At 70.5% G+C, this 21,226-nt stretch carries 21 protein-coding genes; 6 read left to right on the forward strand and 15 right to left on the reverse strand.

Features of this window, described 5'->3' with window-relative positions; translation table 11 throughout:
- Positions 1-173 precede the first annotated feature (173 nt).
- The 5 genes from KRR26_RS27830 to KRR26_RS27850 form a co-directional block, all read right to left on the reverse strand.
- Positions 174-695 (reverse strand): hypothetical protein, encoded by a 522-nt coding sequence (locus KRR26_RS27830; RefSeq protein WP_233577431.1) that lies wholly within the window; start codon positions 693-695, stop codon positions 174-176.
- 168 nt (positions 696-863) lie between these two features.
- Entirely contained in the window at positions 864-2,045 is a 1,182-nt protein-coding gene (locus KRR26_RS27835) for a peptidase MA family metallohydrolase (RefSeq protein WP_217081289.1), read from the reverse strand.
- Between the two features lie 59 nt (positions 2,046-2,104).
- Positions 2,105-2,404 (reverse strand): DUF167 domain-containing protein, encoded by a 300-nt coding sequence (locus tag KRR26_RS27840; protein ID WP_217081267.1) that lies wholly within the window; start codon positions 2,402-2,404, stop codon positions 2,105-2,107.
- A 3-nt stretch (positions 2,405-2,407) separates the two neighbouring features.
- A complete protein-coding gene (locus KRR26_RS27845; RefSeq protein WP_120209837.1) occupies positions 2,408-2,935 on the reverse strand; it encodes a DivIVA domain-containing protein in 528 nt (175 codons plus the stop codon).
- 112 nt (positions 2,936-3,047) lie between these two features.
- Positions 3,048-3,644, reverse strand: a complete 597-nt coding sequence (locus tag KRR26_RS27850; RefSeq protein ID WP_217081268.1) for a HEAT repeat domain-containing protein — start codon at positions 3,642-3,644, stop codon at positions 3,048-3,050.
- 139 nt (positions 3,645-3,783) lie between these two features.
- Here KRR26_RS27850 and KRR26_RS27855 point away from each other — a divergent pair, with 139 nt between their 5' ends.
- Positions 3,784-4,302 (forward strand): J domain-containing protein, encoded by a 519-nt coding sequence (locus KRR26_RS27855; RefSeq protein ID WP_120209835.1) that lies wholly within the window; start codon positions 3,784-3,786, stop codon positions 4,300-4,302.
- Here the strand turns inward: KRR26_RS27855 and KRR26_RS27860 are convergent.
- The 3 genes from KRR26_RS27860 to KRR26_RS27870 are packed head-to-tail and all read right to left on the reverse strand — an operon-like array spanning position 4,233 to position 6,553.
- Positions 4,233-5,228, reverse strand: a complete 996-nt coding sequence (locus KRR26_RS27860) for a stage II sporulation protein M (RefSeq protein ID WP_217081269.1) — start codon at positions 5,226-5,228, stop codon at positions 4,233-4,235. The genes KRR26_RS27855 and KRR26_RS27860 overlap by 70 nt on opposite strands.
- A 2-nt stretch (positions 5,229-5,230) precedes the next feature.
- A complete protein-coding gene (locus KRR26_RS27865; RefSeq protein WP_120209878.1) occupies positions 5,231-5,995 on the reverse strand; it encodes an RDD family protein in 765 nt (254 codons plus the stop codon).
- Positions 5,996-6,052: 57 nt separating this feature from the next.
- Entirely contained in the window at positions 6,053-6,553 is a 501-nt protein-coding gene (locus KRR26_RS27870; RefSeq protein WP_217081270.1) for an Hsp20/alpha crystallin family protein, read from the reverse strand.
- 501 nt (positions 6,554-7,054) lie between these two features.
- Between KRR26_RS27870 and fruA the strand changes: the two genes are divergently transcribed.
- Positions 7,055-7,744, forward strand: coding sequence for a response regulator transcription factor FruA (gene fruA, locus KRR26_RS27875; protein ID WP_120209832.1), 690 nt, complete (start codon positions 7,055-7,057; stop codon positions 7,742-7,744).
- Positions 7,745-7,849: 105 nt separating this feature from the next.
- Here the strand turns inward: fruA and KRR26_RS27880 are convergent, their stop codons facing one another.
- Together KRR26_RS27880 and KRR26_RS27885 are read right to left on the reverse strand one after the other, a co-directional pair.
- Positions 7,850-8,074: an MbtH family protein gene (locus KRR26_RS27880; protein WP_120209831.1), complete on the reverse strand. Its 225-nt coding sequence runs from the start codon at positions 8,072-8,074 to the stop codon at positions 7,850-7,852.
- Positions 8,075-8,270: 196 nt separating this feature from the next.
- Positions 8,271-9,140 (reverse strand): hypothetical protein, encoded by an 870-nt coding sequence (locus tag KRR26_RS27885; protein ID WP_120209830.1) that lies wholly within the window; start codon positions 9,138-9,140, stop codon positions 8,271-8,273.
- A 312-nt stretch (positions 9,141-9,452) separates the two neighbouring features.
- Here KRR26_RS27885 and KRR26_RS27890 point away from each other — a divergent pair, with 312 nt between their 5' ends.
- Complete coding sequence (locus KRR26_RS27890; protein ID WP_120209877.1) at positions 9,453-10,448, forward strand: TIR domain-containing protein; 996 nt, start codon at positions 9,453-9,455, stop codon at positions 10,446-10,448.
- 4 nt (positions 10,449-10,452) lie between these two features.
- Here KRR26_RS27890 and KRR26_RS27895 read toward each other — a convergent pair whose 3' ends face one another.
- The 4 genes from KRR26_RS27895 to dacB all read right to left on the reverse strand — a co-directional run bounded on the left by KRR26_RS27895 (position 10,453) and on the right by dacB (position 15,873).
- Entirely contained in the window at positions 10,453-11,538 is a 1,086-nt protein-coding gene (locus tag KRR26_RS27895) for a D-TA family PLP-dependent enzyme (RefSeq protein WP_120209829.1), read from the reverse strand.
- 39 nt (positions 11,539-11,577) lie between these two features.
- A complete protein-coding gene (locus KRR26_RS27900) occupies positions 11,578-12,015 on the reverse strand; it encodes a hypothetical protein (RefSeq protein ID WP_120209828.1) in 438 nt (145 codons plus the stop codon).
- Between the two features lie 57 nt (positions 12,016-12,072).
- A complete protein-coding gene (locus KRR26_RS27905; RefSeq protein WP_236069266.1) occupies positions 12,073-14,301 on the reverse strand; it encodes a prolyl oligopeptidase family serine peptidase in 2,229 nt (742 codons plus the stop codon).
- Positions 14,302-14,376: 75 nt separating this feature from the next.
- Positions 14,377-15,873 carry a D-alanyl-D-alanine carboxypeptidase/D-alanyl-D-alanine endopeptidase gene (gene dacB / locus KRR26_RS27910; protein WP_120209826.1) on the reverse strand — a complete coding sequence of 499 codons (1,497 nt, stop codon included), beginning with the start codon at positions 15,871-15,873 and terminating at the stop codon, positions 14,377-14,379.
- 123 nt (positions 15,874-15,996) lie between these two features.
- Here dacB and rdgC point away from each other — a divergent pair, with 123 nt between their 5' ends.
- From rdgC to KRR26_RS27925, 3 genes are all read left to right on the forward strand, one after another.
- Complete coding sequence (rdgC, locus tag KRR26_RS27915; protein WP_120209825.1) at positions 15,997-16,653, forward strand: recombination-associated protein RdgC; 657 nt, start codon at positions 15,997-15,999, stop codon at positions 16,651-16,653.
- The gene (locus KRR26_RS27920; RefSeq protein ID WP_120209824.1) at positions 16,640-17,329 is read left to right on the forward strand and encodes a hypothetical protein; all 690 of its coding nucleotides are present in this window, start codon (positions 16,640-16,642) and stop codon (positions 17,327-17,329) included. Before rdgC ends, KRR26_RS27920 begins: the two co-directional genes overlap by 14 nt.
- A 72-nt stretch (positions 17,330-17,401) precedes the next feature.
- Positions 17,402-20,122, forward strand: coding sequence for a M1 family metallopeptidase (locus KRR26_RS27925; RefSeq protein ID WP_217081272.1), 2,721 nt, complete (start codon positions 17,402-17,404; stop codon positions 20,120-20,122).
- A 78-nt stretch (positions 20,123-20,200) separates the two neighbouring features.
- Here the strand turns inward: KRR26_RS27925 and KRR26_RS27930 are convergent, their stop codons facing one another.
- A complete protein-coding gene (locus KRR26_RS27930; RefSeq protein ID WP_120209822.1) occupies positions 20,201-21,226 on the reverse strand; it encodes an inorganic phosphate transporter in 1,026 nt (341 codons plus the stop codon).

Below are 21,226 nucleotides of genomic sequence, written 5' to 3' on the forward strand. Positions count from 1 at the left end.
CACGCGTCCCGGCGGTTCACATGTGTGCGCGCTCACCGCTCCCCCGAGCGGGAGCACGCCCCCCAAGGCGTGCCACGGGCCCCCACCCATGGCACACACCCTCCCGCCAGCCCTCGGACGCCCCTCCAAGGAGGAGTGTCAAGCCGGACGGGTCGGCAATCCCAACCCACCCCTCAGTGCACCGCCGAGCGTGTGTCGCGCGCGGTGGGCGGCGTCCGCTTCCCACGCGTCGGTCGCTCGAAGTATTCGACCACCAGGCCGCCGAAGGGCACTCGAGGGCCCTCCGCCTTGGCGTCCGTCAGCCGCTGCAACAGCGCCACCGCCGAGTCCACCGCTTCGTCGAGCGCGCGGTTGATGGCGCGGCGCTCCGAGTCACCGCCGCCCAGCACGTCCACGGTGTCCACCAGGCAGCGGCGCAGCGCCGCGAACTCGTCGTAGAGCGCGCGGGCGCCCCGCGTGGAGGACAGCCTCAGCACGGCGCGCGTGCGGCTCCAGGGGCTCGTGTCCTCGCCTTCCAGCGTTCGCCCCAGCTCCCGGATGAAGGTTTCCACCAGGCCGTCCAGCAGGCTCGGCTCCAGGGACCCAGGGCCCTCCACGGAGGCCAGCCGAGCGCGGCGCCACAGGGCCGCGATGCGATCGGGCTGGCGCGAGAACACCCGGGCCACACCCGCGGCCTTGCGTCCTCGCTCCGTCATGTCCGGTGTCTTCCTCATCGTGCCCAGCCCCAGAGCAAACGCCCTGCCAGCGGACCGAGCCCAGCATTCACTGGAAAATCAGGCGCTTGGGAGCGCTTCCCGGACAGCCGAGGGGGAGCGGAGGCGTAAAACCTACGGGCATCGCCCTGAAAGGCGCGGCCCGGAGCGTCAATGCAGGGTGGGCTTGGACGGGCGGGACGGCGTGTCGTCGTCCCCTCCGCCGGCGTCCGCGTTGCCCGAGTCCAGGTCGCTGGAGGCGTCCCGGTCCATGCTGCCCTCCCGGGCCTCGGCGCCGTCGTCGCGGGCCTCGGGTTGGGCGGTGGGCGGGGTGTTGGCCGAGTGCCACTCGGGCCACGGGTGTTGCGCGTCCGACGGGGGGGCGGCTTCGGGCGCGGCCTGGGCGGCGGCCAGGAGGCGCAGCGCGGCGTCCTCGGCGGCGTCCTCGGCCGCCAGCTCCGCCATCTTCGCGGCCTTCTGGTGGCGCCGGCGCAGGAAGGCCGCCACGCACAGGCCCGAGGCCACCAGCCACAACAGCGCCGAGCTGGTGGTGAGCGGCAGCCAGCCGTAGCGGGCCGAGAGGCCGTGGCGCCAGTCCTTCTCCTCCACCTCCAGCGAGCTGTGGAAGGCCTTGCCGAAGGCGAGTTCGAAGGGCTCTTGCGCCCGGACGCCGTCCACCAACTGGCCCATGGCCTCCGGGCCGTGGCGGCTGATGAGGAAGCCCACGAACGCGGCGCTCTGGGCGTAGGCGATCTCCACGTCCGAGGGGACGTCCGGCCAGTGGTTGGACAGGTCCTCGAAGTGGAAGACGCGTTCCTGCGTCACGGCGCGGAAGAGCGCGGCATAGTGGGTGACGGAGTAGCGCTCCTCGGTGAGGTTCTGCGCCACGCCCTCCTGGAACCAGTGCGGCCACGAGGGCGCGAGCTGACCCAGGGCCACGTGCGCCAGCTCATGTCGCAGGGTGGTCGGGCCATCCGGGGCGTTCAGGCTCAGCGCGTCCAGCAGGATTATCTGGTGGGCCGGGTAGGCGAGCGCCACGGCCCAGCCCGGCGGCTTGCCACCTGGCAGCGCGAGGGCATCGAACTCCTCGCGGCCCACGCCAATGCGAATCTCGGTGGTGCCCGGCCAGTCGCGCCCGAGCATCTGCCCGAAGGCGTCGCGAATGTCCTCGATCTGCGCCGCCAGTCGGCGGGCCGCCCCCGTGGCGCGCGTGGTGTGCAGGATGCGAAAGCGCCGGGTTCCCAACTCTCCGGTCACCAGCGCCGGCCGCGTGTGGGGCACGAGGGCGGTGTCTCGGACCACGGCTTCTTGCTCGTGGATTCCGTGAGGCCCCCCCACGTCCTCCTGGGCCATCGCCCGGGGCGGGACGAGCCAGAGCAGGAGCAGGACGAGCAGGGAGCGAATGAAGGGCCTCACGGTCCCCCAGAGATAACAGCCTCGGCCCGCGCCGCATCAATCCCTTGCACGACGACGCGCTTGCGGCGCGATGCGTCGCCAGCGGTCAGGGTGACCTGCCGGCGGGGGACGCCCAGCTGCTTGGCGAGGAACTCGACCAGGGCGGCGTTGGCCTCGCCGTCCACGGGAGGCGCCGCGAGCTGAATCTTCAGCTGGCCGTCGTGCTCGCCCACCACCCGGGTGCGCGAGGCGCGAGGCTGGACGAGCACGGTGAGCTCGATGCCGTCCGGAACGACTCTGAGCCAGGGGGGCGCCACGGGCTACTCGGCGCCGTGGGCCTTCTTCTGGGTCAGGAAGGCGACGTTGTCCTCGACGCGGGCGTGGTCCCGGTCCGCGAACGAGGGGCCCGCGAAGGTCTCCAGGAGCTTGCGGTGCGCCTCCACCACCGAGCGGACCTGGGACTCGAACTGGGTGCGCTGGCGCTTCAGCTCGTTGATGTCCTCGACCACCTGGACGAGCCGCTGGTGCGCGCCGTGGACGATCTTCTCCGCCTGGTGCTCGGCGTCCGCGATGATGATCTCCGCCTCCTTCTTGGCGGCGTCCTTGAGGTCCTCGCTGATGCGCTGCGCGGTGACCATCGTCTCCTGGAGGGTGCGCTCGCGCTCCTGGTGCTGCTCGAGCTTGAGCTGCGTGCGCTTCAGCTCCTCCTTCTGGGCGATGTTCTCCTTCACCACCTCCTCGAACTCGCCGGCGATGAGCTCCAGGTAGGCCTCCACCTCTCGGCGCGAGAAGCCACGCAGGGCCGTCTCGAAGCGCTTCTGCCGGATGTCGAGCGGGGTGATTTTCATGGCCCCGAAGTCTAGCGCAGGGGCATGACTTCTCCAGGAAACGGCCCGGGAGGGCAGGCCCCGCGTCCTGCGTCCATCGCTTCGCTGGGGCCCGCAAGCGAGCGGGCGAGCGCTAGTGCGCGGGGGCCGGCGCGGCGTCCCACTGGGCCGCGACGGTGCGCGCGGCGTTCTGCACGGCCCAGCCCATGCGGCTGTCGGCCGCCACGTCCTGGACGGTGCGGCGCGCGGTGGCGGTGCGCTGGAAGACGAGCCCGCTGAGGGCCTGAATCTTGAGCGCGTCGGGCAGCTTGGTGTGGCGCACCACGTTGCCGAGGATCTCCTCCGCCCGCCGATGCTGGAACAGCGCCACCGCGCGCAGCGCCGCCTGCTGGATGCGCGGGTTGGGGTCCCAGATGAGCGCGGCCAGCGGGTCCAGGGCGCGGGCGTCGCCCAGCAAGGCCAGGTCCTCGATGGCGATGGCGCGAATCTCCTCGGGCGCGGGCTCGGCCGCCGCGAGCAGGCCGCGCAGGAGCGCCCCCTCGGCGGGCGTCGCGGGCAGCTCCGGCGAGGCGGTGGGGGGCGTGGCGGGCGCGGCCGGGGCCGGGACAGGCCTGGCGGGCGCGGGGCGCGGGGCGGCCTTGGTGGCGGGAGCCGAAGCGGGGGCCTGGGGCGCCTGCTGCGCGCGGGCGATGGTGGCGACGAGCAACGCGGCGGCGACGAGCGGACGCATGGGCCTCGTTGTACCCCGAAAACCCAGGGCGAAGGGGCACCCCCCCACGGGTCGCCGTGGACATTTTCTTGACGCGATCGGCAAACGTGGGAGGGTGTCGGTGCTACAGGCGTGTTGCGAACGGGAGAGCGAAGGCACGATGAGCGCCGCGGTCGCGAGCTGGAACTGGCAGACGTTGGACAACGTCGAGGTGGAGTGCACCCACTGCAGCGTCCGCATGACGCTCCAGGCGGGCCACCGCGTGAAGTACTTCCGGTGCTCCTCCTGCCACCGCTGGGTGTCCAGCACCTACACGGATGTGCTGCGCGCGGACGCGAAGATTCGCACGCACCCCGTGAAGGACACGGCGGAGGCGGATGCGCGCTTCATGGAAGTGAAGGGGCGTCTGGACCGCTGGCTGACGGCGCTGGAGGACCAGGACCCGTACCATGTGCTCGGCGTGTCGCCGTTGGACTCGCCGGACGTGGTCCGCGCGCGCTACCGCGAGCTGGCGATGGAGCGGCACCCGGACCGGGGCGGCTCGGCCGAGAAGATGCGCGAGCTGAACGCCGCCTATGAGCGCATCCTGAAGCACCGCCAGCGCAAGCGTCACGAGGCGCTGTCCGCGGGCACGGCCGTGGTGGCCACCGCCGCGGTCCTGCCGGTGCGCAGCAGGTAGCTCCAGAGCAGCGCCCCCAGGGCCAGGCCCAGCGCGGCCTTGGCCCAGGTGGGGAAGAGCGAGCCCGGCGACACGAAGCCCTCCACGCAGCCGATGAAGGCGAGGAAGGGCGCGCAGCCCAGCACCAGCTTGACGGCCTCGCGCCCTCGCCGCGCCAGCGCTTGTCCCCGGGGAAGCTCCCCTGGGTCGACGAGCGCCTGGCCCACCATCAAGCCCGCGCCTCCCGCGATGACGATGATGGACAGCTCGACGGGGCCGTGCGCGCTGATGAAGTCGAAGAAGCCGTGGGCCAGCCCCTCGCGGAGGCACAGCGCGCCGATGGCGCCAAGCTGCACGCCGTTGTTGATGAGCGTGTACAGCGTGCCCAGGCCGAGCAGCAGCCCCGAGGCGAAGGCGAAGAGCGTGACGGACAGGTTGTTGGTGGCGATGCGCGACGCCACGGTGTGGGGCGGCGTGACGGAGAGCAGGTCATCTGTCCACATGCGGCCCGCCGCGATGGAGGCGCGCACGCGCTCGGGCACGAGCAGCTCCGCGCCGCGCGGCTCCAGGAGCACCACGAGCGCGCCCAGCAGGATGCCCAGGCAGAGCAGCGCCGCGCTCACCCCCACGAAGCGCAGCTCGCGTCGCAGCGTGGCGGGGAAGTCCCGCCGGTAGAAGTCGCGCACGGCGGCCCAGCGCTCTCGCGGAGGCTGATAGATGGCGGCGTACGCCTGGCCGCAGAGCTGGTTGAGGAAGCGGTGGGCGTCCGTGCCGGGGAAGAACGTCTGGGCATGCGCGAGGTCCGCGGCCGCGCGGCGGTACAGCGCGTCCAGCGTGCGCAGTTCTTCCAGTCGCAGCGTGCCGGAGCGCTGACGGGCGAGGAGTCCGGACAGCGCCTCCCAGTCCGGTCGGCGCCGCGAGACGAAGCCGGGGAGGCTGGGGGCCATGGTCAGTGGCCCGCCCGCGCGCGCACGCGCAGGAAGGTCTCGGTGGCATCGGCGGAGCGGAGCACTGCGGCGCGCTCGGCGTCACTCAGGTGCGCGCCCACGCGGTCCACCAGCCGCGTCCCCAGCCGCTTGCGCACCTCGGGCTCCAGGTTGCGGGCGCGCGAGAGGAAGGCCAACACCAGCTCGACCTCCTCGGTGCTGAGCGGGCGCTCGGCGGCGTTGGGGGCAGGGCGCTCGGCGGCGGGCGTGGTGTACGCGTCCAGGTTGATGGCCTCCTCGCGCACGAGCACGGTGCCGGCCAGCAGATCTCCCAGCCGGCGGTGCTGACGGGTGAGGAGCATGGTGATGCAGCCCGTGGCGTAGAGCACGGGCAGGAAGTCGAGCACGCGGCAGATGTTGCGCACGGCGCTCTCGAAGACGCCCACGGGTGAGCCGTCCACGCGCACCACGCGGATGCCGAGCACGCGCTTGCCGACGGTCTGCCCGTGGAAGAAGACCTCGGCCAGGGTCCAGTACAGCCACTGGGTGGCGAAGAGGCCCAAGGCCAGCAGCGTCTGTCCCACGCCGGACAGTGCCTGGAGCGCGCCCAGCACATCCGCGAGCAACAGCGTGACGATGAAGTAGAGCGCCACCCAGACGGCGAACAGGAGGCTCGCATCCACCAGCCACGCGAGGCAGCGATAGCCGATGCCCGCCACGGGCAGGGTGAGCGCCACGCGCTCAGGCGTGGCGACGTCGAGATGGGGGGCAGGGGCGGAGGTGCTCATGCGCGGTCGGGCCCGCAGCATATGCCGCCCCCGTCCCCTCCTGGCGAGTCGGGGGGCTCAGGCCTTGGCCTTGCCTGTGTCCGGGCCGCCGCCCAGCTTGATCTTCTTGGGCTGGACCTCCGGGCGCTTGGGCAGGGTGAGCCGCAGCACGCCGTCCCTGAGCTGCGCGTCCACCTGCTCCGCGTCCACACCTTCTGGCAGGGTGAACGAGCGGCTGAAGGACCCGAAGCTGCGCTCGTACGTGTAGAAGCGGTCCGAGCTGTCCTGCTGCTCCACCTCGCGCTTGCCACTCACCGTGAGGCGATCCCCGGTGAGCGTCACGTCCACGTCTTTCTCATCCACGCCGGGAAGGTCCGCCTTGAAGATGTAGGCGTCCTTCGTCTCCTTCACGTCGAACGCGGGGGTGAAGCCGCCCGTGTCCGCGCGCCCGGTGAGCAGGCGACTGAGCTCCTCCACCGGGTCCGCGCTGATCAGCTCACGCATGCGGTGGAAGGGATCCCACTCCCGCCGAGCAGTCATCCGCTCGCCCCCTCCGCGCCTTACAGGAAGGTCTGCCATGACGATGTCCCTCCGTTGCCGGGTGTCGCGAGGCCGCGTTCATCGCGACCTGTCGCGTCTAGCGTAGGGCGCGAGACATCCCCCGCGGATGGACGAGCCGGGCGCCGTGCCCTGGTGCGTGCGTCCTCCTTCAGGGCCACCGCGCGAGGGCTGGCCGGAGGCGACTGCGGGACCCTCGCTGGCGCCCGACGGCGTGAAAGCATCACCCACTCGACGCAACGGCATGTTCGTCAAAGGACAGCGCTCACGAACCGACGGACGAAAGTCTGGAAACCGATCCGATTCATGCACAATTGACACTCCCGCGAGCGCTGGTTCGCACGGGCGATGAGCAGGTGTTAGGGTCTTGCCTGGCAGGAATTGCAGGAGTCGCAGAGGAGGTGTGGCCCAAAAGAATGTGGTCTGCAGTTGGAGTCTGCCGCGCGTCGGGGGACTCCAGGGCTGGCAGTTGTTAACAAGCAGTCACTGTTGTTTTCGCCATGGCGGCTGGGGGGCCTTCGCATGGCAACGAATCAAGCATCACTCCGTGTATCCATTCTCGAAGGACCGTGGGCCGCGTGGCAGGGACTGGCTGACGGGCTCCGTGGGGAAGGACTGCACATCACCTCGTTGACGAGGGACGTGCGCCTCTTCCTGGACGGGCTCGGCACGGATCCGCCGCAGGTGGCCATCCTTGATGTCGAGGGCGATGGCGAAGCCGCCATTGGCTGCTCGGTGACCGAGGGCATCAACCTGCTGCGCGAGGCACGCAAGCGCCGGCTGGAGGTGCGCATGCTGCTGCTGTCGGCGGTGAGCACCCCGGAGATCATCTCGCAGTGCTTCGACGAAGGGGCTTCCGGCTATCTCTTCCGCGCGGGGCTGGGGGTGAACGCCGTGTCGTCGGCGATCCAGTCCCTGGTGCGCGGCGAGCGCCTGTTCCCGGTGCAGCTCTTGCGCAATGACTTCGAGCACCCGCCCGTCACGTCACCCACCGCGAGCGTGCTGTTGGCGCTCACGCAGCGCGAGCGCGAGGTGCTGGCGTACGTGGCGGGAGGCGCGGACAACTTGAAGATCGCCGCGCACCTTCAGATCGCCGAGCGCACGGTGAAGTCCCACGTCACGCAGCTCTACCGGAAGTTGGGCGCCGAGAACCGCACGCAGCTGGCCTTGCGCGCGTGCCACCTGGGCGTCCGGCCGCCCCCGGACCTCTGAGTCCGCGCGCGCGGGTCCACGCTCGCGCGCGCTGACCGTCCAGCGCGGCGCGACACACCGCCACCCGGTTGTGGGGTGGCGGATGGACACGCACGCGCGTGGGGCTCAGTTCTTCTTGCTGGCCATCTCTTCCATCTTCTTGCGGAGGCTCAGCGGACGCATGTCCGTCCAGACCTCCTTGATGTATGCGAGGCACTCGGCCTTCAGGCCCTGCTTGCCCGCGTCCTTCCAGCCCAGGGCGTTCTCGCGATCCGCCGGCCAGATGGAGTACTGCTCCTCGTGGTTCACGACAACCTTGTACACCGTGGTGTCTTCGCGCTCGTCCGACATGGCTGACTCCTGGAAGGAGCACCTTCGTCGCACATCCCGGGAAAATCGGTCAAGGCCGTGGCAGGTGGGATGACGTCACCTGGTGCCCCGACTTCACCGAGGGCGTGGGCCCTGGAAGGACGGGCTGAGGGCTCGGGCCTGGGCGGGGCCGCCGCGCGCGTATGTGAGAGCGCGGCGGTGATCCGCGAGGGGATGCCTACTTCTTCTCCTGACGCGCCAGCTTCGCGAGGGACGCGACGGAGGCCTGGCCAAGGCCGCGGTTCATGTTGCTCGGGTCCTTGGGGTCCTCGGCCCAGAAGCGGAAGACGACGGTGCGCGGGTCATCCGGCTTGAGCTCAATGGGGAAGGGCGCCTGGAAGAAGCTCGGCGCGTCCTCGGAGCCAGGGGGCAGGATGCCGCCTTCGGCCACCGGCTCCCAGTTCAGCTCCTTCTCCAGGGTCGTCCACATCAGCTTGTCCAGGGGGATGGCCTTGTCGATGAGGGCGAAGTCCACCTGGCGCACGTGGATGACGGTGCCCGTGGTGTTGCTGAGCACCACGCCGGGATCGACGGCGAGGACGTCAGCCCGGTAGTTGGCCCACTCGTGCCCCACGGCGATCACATCACCGATGTGGAAGCGCTCCTTGGTCCAGTAGAACGGGGGCAGGTCGCCCGCGTTGTGTCCCTTGACCATTCCCGTCACGGGGGAGTTGGTGCAGAATCCGATGTGGGCGATCTGCCCCGGCTGCACATACGCGGTATTCGACCAGTAGGTCAGCTGCGTCACGTTGCCCGAGCGCACCTCGCGCGGCGTACCGAACGGGTTCAGGCTGCCCAGGTAGTGGGTGCAGATCTTCGTCGGCCCCACCAGCGTGACGTGCAGATCGTTGGCGGCGTTCGGCGTGTTGTTGGTGATGTCCACGTTGTAGCAGTACGCATTGCACTCGGTGGACTCGGGAGGCATGGGGGGCGGCGGCCAGTTCGGGATGTAGCTGCTGAATGCGGAGGCGCTGACGCCGGTGGTGGCGACTGCAGCTGCGGCCAGGAGGAGAGCGCGCTTGGCGCCGAAGCGACGGAGGAAGCTCACGTGTCCGAGACCTCTGCCCCGAACCGGGGCGATGGGTGGAGCGCGCCCTGTGAGCATGAACCGAGCCACCGGCACCGCTCCTCGAACGCCTGAAGGCGCGGCCCTCGAGGGCGTAGCGCGCGAGGTTACGAATCGCGTGACGGAGTAACTGGAATCGCTACTCCGTGTGGCGAGGCCGCGGGGGGCGTGCTGTCGCCGGGCCCCGGCGTGGCCCGACGCGGGCGCCAAAGGCAGACAGGTGAACCCCACGGCCCGGGTGGCGCCTGGGTTGTCTGGCGTGGATGGATGTCCGCCGCCTACAGTGCGGCCGGCATGAGTGGATTCCTTGATGTGGTGGTTGAAGTGGGAGATGTGACGGACATCCGCGCCGACGCGGTCCTGCTCAAGTTCGCGCAGGGCTTCCACGGCGCGGATGGCGCCGTGTCACGTCGCTTGTCGGCGGTGGGTATTTCGCCCACCCTGTTGCAGCTGAAGCCCGGCGAGCACCGCTTCATCGACACGCAAGGAGGGTTGGGCGCACCGCTCGCGCTGTTCCTCGGCACGGCGCGGCTGCGGGAGTTCGACTATCACCGCATCCGCGAGTTCGCCGGGCAGGCGCTCCAGTTGCTGGAGTCGCGGCCCGAGGTGAAACACCTCGCGGGGCCCGTGCATGGACCCAACTACGGACTCGACGAGGATGAGGCCGTGCTCGCGTTCGTGGGCGGCATGGTGGATGCCTTTCAGCAAGGCGTGGGCCCACGGGAGCTGGCGCGCATCACCGTGGTGGAGATCCAACCCAAGCGCGTGGCGCGGATGCGCAGGGCCTTGGAAGGGGGCCTCACGGGGGCGCCCGGAGTGGAGCCGCTGCCCGGGGGCGTGGGCTTTCGCATCCAGCGCATGCGCCGGTTCATCGCACCTCCGCCCATGGCGAGCGCGGGCGCGCCGGCCCAGGAGAAGCCGCACGCCTTCGTCGCGATGCCCTTCGCCCCCGAATTGGAAGACACGTTTCACTACGGCATCCAGGGGCCGGTGAAGGCGGCCGGCCTGCTGTGCGAGCGCGTGGACCAGGCCGTGTTCGATGGGCCCATCATCCAGCGGATCCGCGACCGCATCGATACGGCGAAGGTCGTCATCGCGGACCTGTCGCTGGCGAATCCCAATGTCTATCTGGAAGTGGGGTACGCCTGGGGGCGCGGCAAGCCCACGCTCCTGCTCGTGCGAGACTTGCGTGAGCTGCGCTTCGACGTCGCCAGCTATCGGTGTCTGGAATATCGAAGCATCCGGAACCTGGAGGAATTGCTGACGCGCGAGCTGCAACGGCTCGGGTGAGGTCTCACCAGCCGCGCGCGGCCACGTCCCACGTCGCCACGGGCTGACCGCCTTCCAGCACGTGCAGGCGCGCGTGCAGGTTCACCGAGGCGCACACGTGGTTGGGAATCACCCGCACGCGCTCGCCCACCCGGGGACGCCACGGGGTGGTCGTCAGGTCGAGCAGGCCGTGCTCCTCGGACAGGCCGCGGACCACCACCTCGGGGTGTTCGCGCACCACACCGTAGCCGGGCGCGGGGCCTTCCTCCTTGGCGAGCGCCTTCGAGCCCGCGTCGATGACGGCTTGTCCTGGCACCGCCGTGCTCACCACCGTGGCCAGGACGGAGTAGGCACACTCGGACAGGTCGCACGCGCCCACGGCCACGCTGTTACGGTCGTTGAAGATGTTGATGCCGGGGCGGATCTCCGTGAGCCCCGCGACCTCGTGGGAGCGCCACAGCGTGGGGGTCGAGCCGCCGCTCACCACCTCGGGTGCAAGGCCTTGGGTGCGCAGGGCCTCGATGAAGGCGCTCAAGCGGACGGACTGCTCGCGCAGCAAGGGGCGCAGCTCGTCCTGCGGCGCGCGGAGGTGTCCGGGGTAGAAGATGAGGCCGCGCAGCGTGAGGCCCGGGGACTCACGAACGGCCTGGGCCAGCGCGACGGCCTCCTCGGGGGAGGCCACGCCGACGCGACGCATGCCCATGTCCAGCTCCACCAGCACGCCCACCGGACGGCCCGCGGAGCGCGCCGCGCGAGACAGCCCCGCCAACACCTCGCGCGAGTCGAGCGCCACGGACAGGTGGACCTCGGGCGGCAGGGCCATGAGCCGCGCGAGGGAGGCCTCCCCCACCGGGGGATAGGCCAGCAGCACATCCCGGGCGACGGTGGACATCACCTCGGCCTCGCGCACGGTGGCCACGGTGATGCCGTCGGCTCCGGCCTGGAGCTGGAGCGCGGTGAACTGGGGCGTCTTGTGGGTCTTCGTATGGGGCCGCCAGCGCAACCCGTGCTCGCGTGTATAGGCGGCCACGCGCCGGAGGTTGGCCTTCACCAGGTCCAGGTCCACCACGGCGGCGGGCGTGTCGAGCTCGGCGAGCGAGGGCGTGGGCATCCCGTCATGTTGGCACCCTCGCTCGGAGGGCTCCAGGGCTCAGGCGTCGAGCGTGGCGGACTCTGGCTCGAAGTCGATGTTCGGGCGCTGCCACCGCCACCCGCCCCGCACGAGGCTCGCCATCACCTCCGCGTCGAGCGTGCGCAGCGCGGCGAGCACCGCGGGCGGCGGGCGGGGCGCTCCCGGCGCGCTCTCCACCACGAAGCGCGGAGGAATCGAGCGCGCGTCCACGCCGCTCATCACCACGCGCACGCGGCAGTGGTGCGGTGACAGCTCGGTGTCTCCCGACCAGCTCACCTCGCGGACCTGGAGGTCGACGGTGCCCGGTGGCTTGTGGCCGCGCAGCCCCTTCACCATTCCGTCCAACGCGGCCCGGGCGCGCTGCTCGCGCTTCGTGCCGATGCGATTCAGCACCCACCAGCAGGTCCCTCCCGCGACGATGGGCGAGAGGACGAAGAACGGAATCAAGGGGCTCATGGAGGTGTCCCGGGCGCGAGGCCCGCCCCGGGTCTCCAGGGCGGGCGGTGCTTCATGCTACTTCGGCGCGGGCGCCGCCAGCTTCTTCGACGCGTTGGGCAGGTACGTCATGCCCAACTCGTTGAAGAGGAAGGAGTAGACGTCCACCTGCTGCTCGACGCGGGCGGACAGCGGCGTTCCGGCACCGTGGCCCGTCTCCGCGTTGGCGCGCAGGAGGATGGGGTACCTGGCGCTGGTGGCCGCCTGCATCCGCGCCACCATCTTGCGCGAGTGGAACGGATCCACGCGCGGATCATTCGCGCCCGTGGTGAAGAGGATGGAGGGGTACTTCGTTCCGTCCACGACGTGGTGATAGGGCGAGTATCCGTACAGGGCCTTGAACTGCTCGGGGTCCTTCACCGAGCCGTACTCCGTCACGTTGAACTGGCCGTTGGACGTCTGCTCGGAGCGCAGCATGTCGTAGAGGCCCACCTGGGCGACGACGACGCGGTACAGCTCCGGGTGCTGGGTGACAGCCGCGCCCATGAGCAGGCCGCCGTTGCTGCCGCCCTGGATGGCCAGCCGCTTGGGGGACGTGTACTTCTGGTCCACCATCAGCCTGGCGCAGGCATAGAAGTCATCGAAGACGTTCTGCTTGTGGGTGAGGGAGCCGCCCGCGTGCCAGGCTTCACCGAACTCGGAGCCGCCGCGCAGGTTGGTCTGCACGAAGACGCCGCCCTGCTCCAGCCACAGGGCCACCAGCGGGCTGTAGCCCGGGGTGCTGGCGATGTTGAAGCCGCCGTAGCCCGTGATGAGCGTGGGGTTCTTGCCGTCGAGCTTCGTGCCCTTCTTGCGCAGGATGGTGAGGGGAACGGCCGTGCCGTCCTTGGACGTGGCGGTGGTGCGGACGACCTCCACGTCGCTGATGTCGATGGGCGCCGTTCTCGCCATGGCTGTCTTGGCCATCGCGCCGTCCTTGGCGGAGTAGCGGTACCACGCTGGCGGCGTCACGAAGCTGCTGACCGCGACGAGCACGTCATCACCGGACTGGCGCACCACCGCGTTGACGCTCGACACGGCTGGCGTGGGCACCAGCCCGAGCGACTGGCCCTTCAGGTCCACCGCGCGCAGCTGCGACGGCCCGCCGAGCTGCTCCAGGAGGTACAGCCGGCTGGCGGTGGGGATGAAGCCCTGGAGGTTGGCCGCGCTCTCCGGCACGAGCACCGTGGCCTTGTCGAGCGTGGGCGTGGCCAAGGGCAGGCGCAGCACCTGTCCGCGCGGCGCGTCCTTGCGGCTGAGCAGGTACGCGGCGCCGTCATTGCCGAAGCCGACCCCCACCACCTTGTCCTCGTACTTCGACACCTGCGTCCACGTGCCGGCGGGGCCGCGCAGGTACAGCGCGAACTGGCCGCCGTCGCCATTGGCCGCGAGCGCGGAGGTGAACGTTCCATCCGGCGACACGTCCAGCTTGGTCATCGCGATGCGCGGGAAGTCCTTGCCGAGCGCGTACGCGTCCTGCTCGGTGGGCGTGCCCAGCTTGTGGAAGTACACCTGCTGGAAGAAGTTGCGATCGGCCACCGGGCGCTCCTCGCCGCGCGGATAGCGCGTGTAGAAGAAGCCCGTGCCGTCCCCGTTCCACGCGAGGTCACCACCCGCCGTGCCGCCATTGACGCGTGGCACCACCTCGTTGGCCACTGCCTGCCCGCTCGCCACGTCATAGACGCTGACGTCGCCGCTCTCGGTGCCACCCTTCGACAGCGACACGGCGACCTTCTTGCCGTCCATCGTGGGGCGCACGAAGTCGATGGTGGTGTGCCCGGTGGGATCCACCACCGTGGGGTCCAGCAGCACGCGCTCCTTGGAGGTGTCATCGAGCGAGGGGAGCACGACGAGCACCGGCTGCTGCTTGGGCGGCTCGGACTTCAGCGCGAACAGCGTGCCGCCCGCCTCTTCCAGTCCGAAGTAGGCCGCGGACTTCCACTCGAGGAGCTCCGTGATGCGGCGGCGCAGCGGCTCGCGCCCGGGCAGCTTGTCCAGCACCGAGCGGGTGAACGCGTTCTGCCCGTCGTTCCACTGCTGCACCTTGGGGTCCGCTGACGGCTCCATCCAGCGATACGGGTCCGCCACGGTGGTGTCGTGGTACCTGTCCTGGACGGGCACTTTCTCCGCCACGGGAGGCTTGATGGGGGCCTTGCTCGCGGCGCTGGAGGCCAGCGGCAGCAGCAGGGCGGACAGGACAGCGGTCTTCACGGTCACGGGACACCTCGGTGAGGAGGGCGGGGGGGAATGGATGGCGAAGCCTGCCATCCCCCGGCGCCCTTGCGTACCCGCAATGCGTTGAGGAATGCCTGAGCTGTCCGGGTGTTGGGCGCGCGCTCGCGCTCAGCGCAACGGCAGCTCGACCAGCGCGGCGGAGAAGCGATCGAACGCCTCCGTCGCGGGCAGCGCGGTGCCCTCGTCCATGTTGCCGAGCATCAGCGCGAACACGACGCGGGGATGTTCGGGGTCCGCCGGCCGCTCGGCCACGCCCACGAAGCACTTCTGTCCGGACAGCGTGCCCGTCTTCGCGCGAATGCGGCCGGCCGTGCGAGCGGTGGTGGGGCGGCCCGCCAGGGTCCCATCCACGCCGGACACCGGGAGGCTGTCGAGGAAGGCGTTCGCGTACGGCTCGTTCAGGCTGGTGAGCACCACGCGCGCGAGTCCCCGCGCGGTCGCGAGGTTGTAGCGGGACAGGCCGCTGCCATCCACGGGGCGCAGGTCTCTTGCGGCGATGCCCCGTCGCGTCAGCTCCTGCATCAGCGCCGTGCGCAGAGGGCCATAGCCCTCCTGTCCCGTGCGCTCGCGCGTGAAGCGCATGCCCAGCCGCTCCGCGTAGAGGTTGAGCGACTCCTTGTTGGTCACCCGCACCAGGTCCGCCAGGGGCGGGCTCTCCAGCTCGACGAGCGGCACGGGGACGGGCGGAATGGGGCCCGTGGGCGCTTCCAGCGTGAGGGGCAGCCGCGCGACGCCGAGCCTGGTCAACGAGGCATCGACGCACGCGGCGAACAGCGCCTGTGGCTCATCCACCGCCAGCCGCACCGTCGCGGCGCGCGGGCACGGTCCTCCCGCCGGTGAGCGCCAGATGCAGTGCACGCCCGGGCCGCCCCGCTGTCGCGTGCACGCGAGGCTGGCGCGGTCCGCGTTCGCGTCCACGTTCACCCGGGTGGGGAAGGTGGCGAAGGCGGGCGTGAGCTGCGCGCTGGGCGCGTCCGTGCAGGTGGCGCCCGGCGCCCGCGCGAGCGCGAGGTCCACCACGTTCTCGCGAAACACAAAGGCCGTGGGCGCGGCGCTGTAGGCATACGCGGCATCATCCCAGGCCCAGCCCGGCCCCAGGGGCAGCTCGCCGTCGTCCGTGCCTCGCACGCGCACGGCGCCGCGCCACTGCTGGATGCCCCGGTCGCGCATGGCTTGCGCGATGCGGTCGCACGCGGCCGCGGTCTCCGGGAAGCGCCACGAGCCCAGCGAGGGATCGCCCGAGGCCTGCGCCACCACGTCGCCGAGGAAGAGGCCTCCCAGCTGCGTGCCCTCCAGCGTCACCGGGGTGCGGAAGCGGAAGTCCGAGCCCAGCGCGGACAGGGCCGCCGAGGTGGAGACCACCTTCATCGTGGAGGCGGGCAACAGCCGGACCTGCTCCCGGTGCGTGTACAGGGGCTGACCGGTGCGCGCGTCCACCACATACGCGGACGCGATGGCGCCCTCGTCCTCCAAGGTGGTGAACACGGCGTCGGCCACCGCGGGCAGCGTCGCGTGGTCGGGCTGGTCCGGCTTGCGCTCGTGGACACACCCCGGAGAGGAGAGGACGGCAGTCAACAAGGAAGCGACGAAGAGGGCGCGGCGCATGGAGGGCCGACACGCTAATGCCCCGTGGGCACGGCTGCCACGCTCCCGCGAGCCAGGGCTCGGCCTGTCGACACCACGAGTGCCTTGACGCCGTGGCGTAGGACCACCATCCTGCCGCGCCCCATGCCTGTCCTTCGTGGTGCTGTCACCTTCTCGCGCTTCCGGGCGGAGCCGTCCAAAGATGCCTCGGCTGAAGCCAAGCGCTGGCTGTCCAAGGGCCTGAAGTCCCATGCCTTCGAGGCCATCGATCGCCGCTCCGAAGACGAGCGCGCGGCGGGCTTCGTCGAGCTGGAGAACACCGAGGCCTCCGACTTCTCCGTCTCCAATCTCTTCCATGGCGAGTACGCGCTGTTCGCGTTCCGCATCGACACGCTCAAGGTCCCGGCCTCGCTGATGAAGGCGGAGCTGGACAAGTGGACCGCGGCGTTCACGAAAGAGAACGACCGTCCCCCAGCGCGCGCGGAGAAGAACCGCCAGCGCGCCGAGCTGAAGCAGCTCCTGCGCCAGCGCGCCGTGCCTCGCACCTCCGTGCTGGACGTGAGCTGGAACCTGAAGACCCAGCAGCTTCAAATCTGGGCCGCGTCGCGCAAGACGGTGGAGGAGATCCTCGTCGCGCTGGAGAACGCGTTGCCGGTGAAGCTGACCAGCCTGACGCCGGCGGAGCTGGCGCTCAAGGCGGGCATCGACGAGAAGTCCCTGGGGCCCACCCCGGAGCTGCTGGGCGTGGACTTGCCCGCCCTGACGGCGGCGGTGGAGGAGGTGGCGCATGGCGCGGCGTGAGCAGGCTCGGGAAGAGGCGGCGTTCAACCGCGGTGATGTCGGCGTGGACGGCGCGGCCACCGAGGAGGAGAAGGACGAAGCCGAAGTCGAGAAGGGCAAAGCCCGCGAGCAACTCCTGCGCGGCCGGGCCTACCTGGGCCGGGAGTTCCTCACGTGGCTCCTGTGGCGCTCGGAGACGGGCGACGCGCTGGTGGAGCACGACGGCACGGGCGTGGTCGTCCTGTTCCTGGGCAAGGTGGTGCTGCGCGGCGTGGCGGGCGACGTCACCGAGCTGAGCGCGCGCGGCACGCTGGCGCCGTACTCGGAGCAGGTGCGCCACTCGCTGGACCGCGGGCTGCTCATCGCGCAGGGCCGCCTGCGCCTGGCTCACGGCGAGCGCGAGTACGAGGTGACGCTGGACGCCGAGTTCCTCGACATCCGCGCCGCGAAGCTGCCCGCGCTGATGACCGAGGAGGAGGACGATCAGCTGTCCGAGCGCCTCGACCTGAGCGAGCAGCTCTCCGCCATCGTGGACGCACTGGTCCAGTCCTTCCTGGTGGTGCGCGCGGGCAAGACGTGGAGCAAGCAGGTGGTGCCCGCGATGAAGGAGTGGATGCGCGGCGAGGAGAAGGGCGCGGACGCGCTCGCCAAGGCTTCGCGTGCGCGCGGGCGAGACGCGCGCTCCGCTCGCGGCTGAGTCCGGCAGCTCGGGAGGCATTCTGGCGCATGCGGGCGGACGGGCGTCCCGGACCGGGTTACGCTCGGCCCCATGCGCTGGCACCTCCCTCTTCTCTTGTCCGTCGTATCGATTGGCTGTGCCCACGCGCCGGAGCCAGCGGCACCGACTCCCGCGCCTGTCACCGCCGCAGTGCAATGGCCCGAGCCCCACCCGCCCGACCTGCGGCTGGCCGACTCGGTCCGCCCGCTGCACTATGAGCTGGACCTGAAGCTCATCCCGTCCGACCCGACCTACTCGGGCAGCGTGACGGTGGACCTGGAGGTCCGCGAGCCGGTGCGCCAGTTCTGGCTGCACGCGCAGGACCTGAGCATCGGGCAGGCCCAGGTGCAGGTGGGCGAGCGCACCCTCGAGGCGAAGACCGTCACGCAGACGGAGGGCCGCCTGGGCGTGCTCCTGCCCGAGGAGCTTCCCGCGGGCCACGCGCGCCTGACGCTGACGTTCTCCGGCCACGTGGACCGTGAGCGCAGCCAGGGCCTCTACGCGGTGGAGGAGGGCGGCGAGTCGTACCTGTACACGTTCTTCGAGCCCATCGACGCGCGGCGCGCCTTCCCGTGTTTCGACGAGCCGACCTTCAAGGTGCCCTGGCGACTGCGCTTCACGGTGAAGCAGGGCCACGTGGCGTTGGCCAACCACCCGGTCGTCTCGCGCGAGCCGCTGGCGGACGGGCTGGAGCGCGTCACCTTCGCGGAGAGCCGGCCCATGCCGAGCTACCTGGTGGCCTTCATGGTGGGCCCCTTCGACGTGGTGGAGGCGGGCACGGTGGGACGCCAGCCCGTGCCGCTGCGCTTCATCGTCCCCAAGGGCCGAGGCCCGGAGACGCGCTACGCGGCCAGCGTCACGCCGCGCATCGTGAAGACGCTGGAGGACTTCTTCGATCAGCCGTACCCCTACGAGAAGCTCGATGTGGCCGTGGTGCCTCGCTACTGGGGCACCATGGAGCACCCGGGCATCGTCGCGCTCGGGCAGCCGATTACGCTCATCCGCCCGGACGAGGAGACGCTGCGCCGGCGCAAGTTCTACGTGAACATCGCGGGCCATGAGCTGGGCCATTACTGGTTCGGCGACATCGTCACGTGCAAGTGGTGGGACGACATCTGGCTCAACGAGTCGTTCACCTCGTGGTTGGACCGCCACACGATGGATGGGGTGGAGCCGAAGTGGAACTCCTCGCAGGAGCGGACGCTGGGCTCCTTGTCGTTCGCGTTGGAGTCGGACGCGCTGGACGCGGTGCCCACCGTGCGCAAGTCGGTGAACTCCACCGGTGACATCATCGGCTCGTTCGACAACGGCACCACGTATGCCAAGGGCTCGGCCATCATCGGCATGTTCGAGGCGTGGTTGGGCCCGGACCGCATGCGCGACGTGCTGCGCGCGTACACCCGCAAGCACGCGTGGGGCGTGGTGGAGGCCGGAGACTTCCTCGCTTCGCTGTCCGAGGCCGCGGGGCCCGAGGCCGCGCTCGCGTGGAGAGGCTTCGTCGAGCAGCCCGGCGCGCCGCGCATCGCCGCGGAGCTGGAGTGCAAGGCGGGCGCGCCCGCGAAGCTGAAGCTGTCTCAGGAGCGCTACCTGCCGGCGGGCTCGTCGGCGGATCGCTCGCGCACCTGGGACGTGCCGGTGTGCGTGCGCGCCGGAACCGGGGCCAAGGCCACGCGCACCTGCAAGCTGCTGACCGCGGCCACCGGCGAGATGGAGCTGCCCGGCAAGGGCTGCCCCAAGTGGGTGCTGCTCAACGCGGGCGGCACGGGCTACTACCGCTCCGGCTACACGCGTGAGCAACTGGCTCGGCTGCTCGCGGTGCCGAGCGGCACGTTCTCCGTGACGGAGCAGGGCGCGCTGATGGCGGACCTGGACGCCGCGGTGGGGCGGGGCGACATCCCGCTGGGCGAGGCCTTGAAGGCGGTGCCCGCGACGGCCCTCAACCCCAGCCGGCTCGTGCGCGAGCGCGGCGCGGAGTTGCTGGATCGCGTGCGCATGGATCACCTCACGCCCGCGGAGCGCACGAGCTACCAGGGGTGGGTGCGGTCGCTCTACGGCCCGCAGGCCCGGGCGCTGGGCTGGGTGCCCAAGGCCCAAGAGGAAGACGAGACGCGCGAGGCGCGCACGTCGCTCTTGTGGCAGGCGGCGAACCTGGGCGATGACCCGGCGCTCAACCAGGAGGCGATGCGGCTCGCGAAGGCGTGGCTGGCGCGCCATGACTCGGTGGATCCGGACATCGTGCAGTCCGCCCTGATGACGGCGGCGCGGCACGGAGACGCGGCGTTCTTCGACGCGCTGCTCGCCGAGGCGAAGCGGGAGACGGACCGCAACGCGCGGCTGCGCCTGCTCGGCGCGCTGGGGCGCTTCCGCGAGCCCGCGCTGTCACATCGGGCGCTGGAGCTGCTGCTGTCGTCGGACTTCGACGCGCGCGATACGCACATCATCCTGGTGAGCCACCTCCAGGACACGGAGATGATGCAGGAGGCCTGGACGTACCTGCGCGACCACTACGACGCCATCATGGGGCCCAAGCGCTCGGATGACGCGGGCGGGGTGCTCAAGCTGCTCGGCAACCTGTGCGATGACGCCACCCGCTCGGAGGTCGAGGCCTTCCTCACCCCGCGCGTCGCCAAGGTGGAGGGGGGCGCCCGCGAGCTGTCGCGAGCCCTGGAGTCCATCCACCTGTGCATCGAGTCCCAGCACGTCCATCAGCAGAGCGTGCGAGACTTCCTGCGCGCACCCGCGGCGATGCCGTCCGCGGCGAAGCGGCGCTGAAGAACACGCGGGCGGCCGGCTCCATCGCTGGAGCGGGCCGCCCGGTGGGGACGACGGGGATGCGGTGGAGGGCGCGCTTCAGCCCAACAGCCGCATCACGCCCCACGTCAGCCCATAGACGCAGACCGCGGTGAGCGCGGCGGCGGGGATGGTGAAGACCCAGGCCCAGATGATGCGGCCGGCGACGCCCCACTTCACGGCGCGCCAGCCCTTGGTGGAGCCCACGCCGACGATGGCGCCGGTGATGGTGTGGGTGGTGGAGACGGGGATGCCCAGCTCCGCGAGGGCGATGATGGTGACGCCGCCGCCCGTCTCCGCGCAGAAGCCGCCAATGGGCGCCAGCTTGGTGAGGCTGTGCCCCATGGTGCGCACGATCCGCCAGCCTCCGAAGAACGTGCCCATCGCGATGGCCGCGTGGCAGGAGATGATCATCCACCAGTCGATGTGGAACGGCCGGTCCTTCCAGATGGTGCCGAACAGCACCACGGCGATGATGCCCATGACCTTCTGCGCGTCATTGGTGCCGTGGCTGTAGGAGAAGATGCCCGACGAGACGAGCTGCAGGCGCCGGAACCACGAGTCCACCTTCAGGGGCGTCTGCTTGTGCACCACCCAGGTGCTGAGGAGCATCATCGTCGTGCCGAGAATCATGCCGATGAGCGGCGACAGCACGATGAAGGCGGCGATCTTCGCGATGCCCGCGCCCACCAGTCCCTTCAGCCCGAGCACCGGCAGCGTGGCGCCAATCATCCCGCCCGCCAGCGCGTGAGACGACGACGAGGGCAGGCCCCACCACCACGTCAGCAGGTTCCAGGTGATGGCGCCCATCAACGCCGAGAAGATGACCATCAAGACGGCCGAGGGGCCCTGGGCTCGGAGCATCTCGAAGTTGATGATGCCCTTGCCCATGGTGTTGGCCACATGGACGCCCCCGCTGAACGCGGCGATGAAGTTGAAGAAGGCCGCCCAGGCGACGGCCAGGTTGGGGGACAGGACGCGCGTGGACACCACGGTGGCGATGGAGTTCGCCGCGTCGTGGAATCCATTGATGAAATCGAAGATGAGCGCGACCGCGACGATGGTGATGACAGCGGCGAGCAGCAT

The sequence above is a fragment of the Citreicoccus inhibens genome (genome assembly GCF_019039035.1).
GTDB lineage: Bacteria > Myxococcota > Myxococcia > Myxococcales > Myxococcaceae > Citreicoccus > Citreicoccus inhibens.

What these genes read in the sequence shown, in the direction of transcription:
- KRR26_RS27830 (WP_233577431.1), bottom strand. Translation starts at nt 695, where the DNA reads ATGACGGAGCGAGGACGCAAGGCCGCGGGTGTGGCCCGGGTGTTCTCG.
- KRR26_RS27835 (WP_217081289.1), bottom strand. Translation starts at nt 2,045, where the DNA reads ATGGCCCAGGAGGACGTGGGGGGGCCTCACGGAATCCACGAGCAAGAA.
- KRR26_RS27845 (WP_120209837.1), bottom strand. Translation starts at nt 2,935, where the DNA reads ATGAAAATCACCCCGCTCGACATCCGGCAGAAGCGCTTCGAGACGGCC.
- KRR26_RS27850 (WP_217081268.1), bottom strand. Translation starts at nt 3,644, where the DNA reads ATGCGTCCGCTCGTCGCCGCCGCGTTGCTCGTCGCCACCATCGCCCGC.
- KRR26_RS27855 (WP_120209835.1), top strand. Translation starts at nt 3,784, where the DNA reads ATGAGCGCCGCGGTCGCGAGCTGGAACTGGCAGACGTTGGACAACGTC.
- KRR26_RS27860 (WP_217081269.1), bottom strand. Translation starts at nt 5,228, where the DNA reads ATGGCCCCCAGCCTCCCCGGCTTCGTCTCGCGGCGCCGACCGGACTGG.
- KRR26_RS27865 (WP_120209878.1), bottom strand. Translation starts at nt 5,995, where the DNA reads ATGAGCACCTCCGCCCCTGCCCCCCATCTCGACGTCGCCACGCCTGAG.
- KRR26_RS27870 (WP_217081270.1), bottom strand. Translation starts at nt 6,553, where the DNA reads ATGGCAGACCTTCCTGTAAGGCGCGGAGGGGGCGAGCGGATGACTGCT.
- fruA (WP_120209832.1), top strand. Translation starts at nt 7,055, where the DNA reads ATGGCAACGAATCAAGCATCACTCCGTGTATCCATTCTCGAAGGACCG.
- KRR26_RS27880 (WP_120209831.1), bottom strand. Translation starts at nt 8,074, where the DNA reads ATGTCGGACGAGCGCGAAGACACCACGGTGTACAAGGTTGTCGTGAAC.
- KRR26_RS27890 (WP_120209877.1), top strand. Translation starts at nt 9,453, where the DNA reads ATGAGTGGATTCCTTGATGTGGTGGTTGAAGTGGGAGATGTGACGGAC.
- KRR26_RS27895 (WP_120209829.1), bottom strand. Translation starts at nt 11,538, where the DNA reads ATGCCCACGCCCTCGCTCGCCGAGCTCGACACGCCCGCCGCCGTGGTG.
- KRR26_RS27900 (WP_120209828.1), bottom strand. Translation starts at nt 12,015, where the DNA reads ATGAGCCCCTTGATTCCGTTCTTCGTCCTCTCGCCCATCGTCGCGGGA.
- KRR26_RS27905 (WP_236069266.1), bottom strand. Translation starts at nt 14,301, where the DNA reads ATGGCAGGCTTCGCCATCCATTCCCCCCCGCCCTCCTCACCGAGGTGT.
- dacB (WP_120209826.1), bottom strand. Translation starts at nt 15,873, where the DNA reads ATGCGCCGCGCCCTCTTCGTCGCTTCCTTGTTGACTGCCGTCCTCTCC.
- rdgC (WP_120209825.1), top strand. Translation starts at nt 15,997, where the DNA reads ATGCCTGTCCTTCGTGGTGCTGTCACCTTCTCGCGCTTCCGGGCGGAG.
- KRR26_RS27920 (WP_120209824.1), top strand. Translation starts at nt 16,640, where the DNA reads ATGGCGCGGCGTGAGCAGGCTCGGGAAGAGGCGGCGTTCAACCGCGGT.
- KRR26_RS27925 (WP_217081272.1), top strand. Translation starts at nt 17,402, where the DNA reads ATGCGCTGGCACCTCCCTCTTCTCTTGTCCGTCGTATCGATTGGCTGT.
- KRR26_RS27930 (WP_120209822.1), bottom strand. Translation starts at nt 21,226, where the DNA reads ATGCTGCTCGCCGCTGTCATCACCATCGTCGCGGTCGCGCTCATCTTC.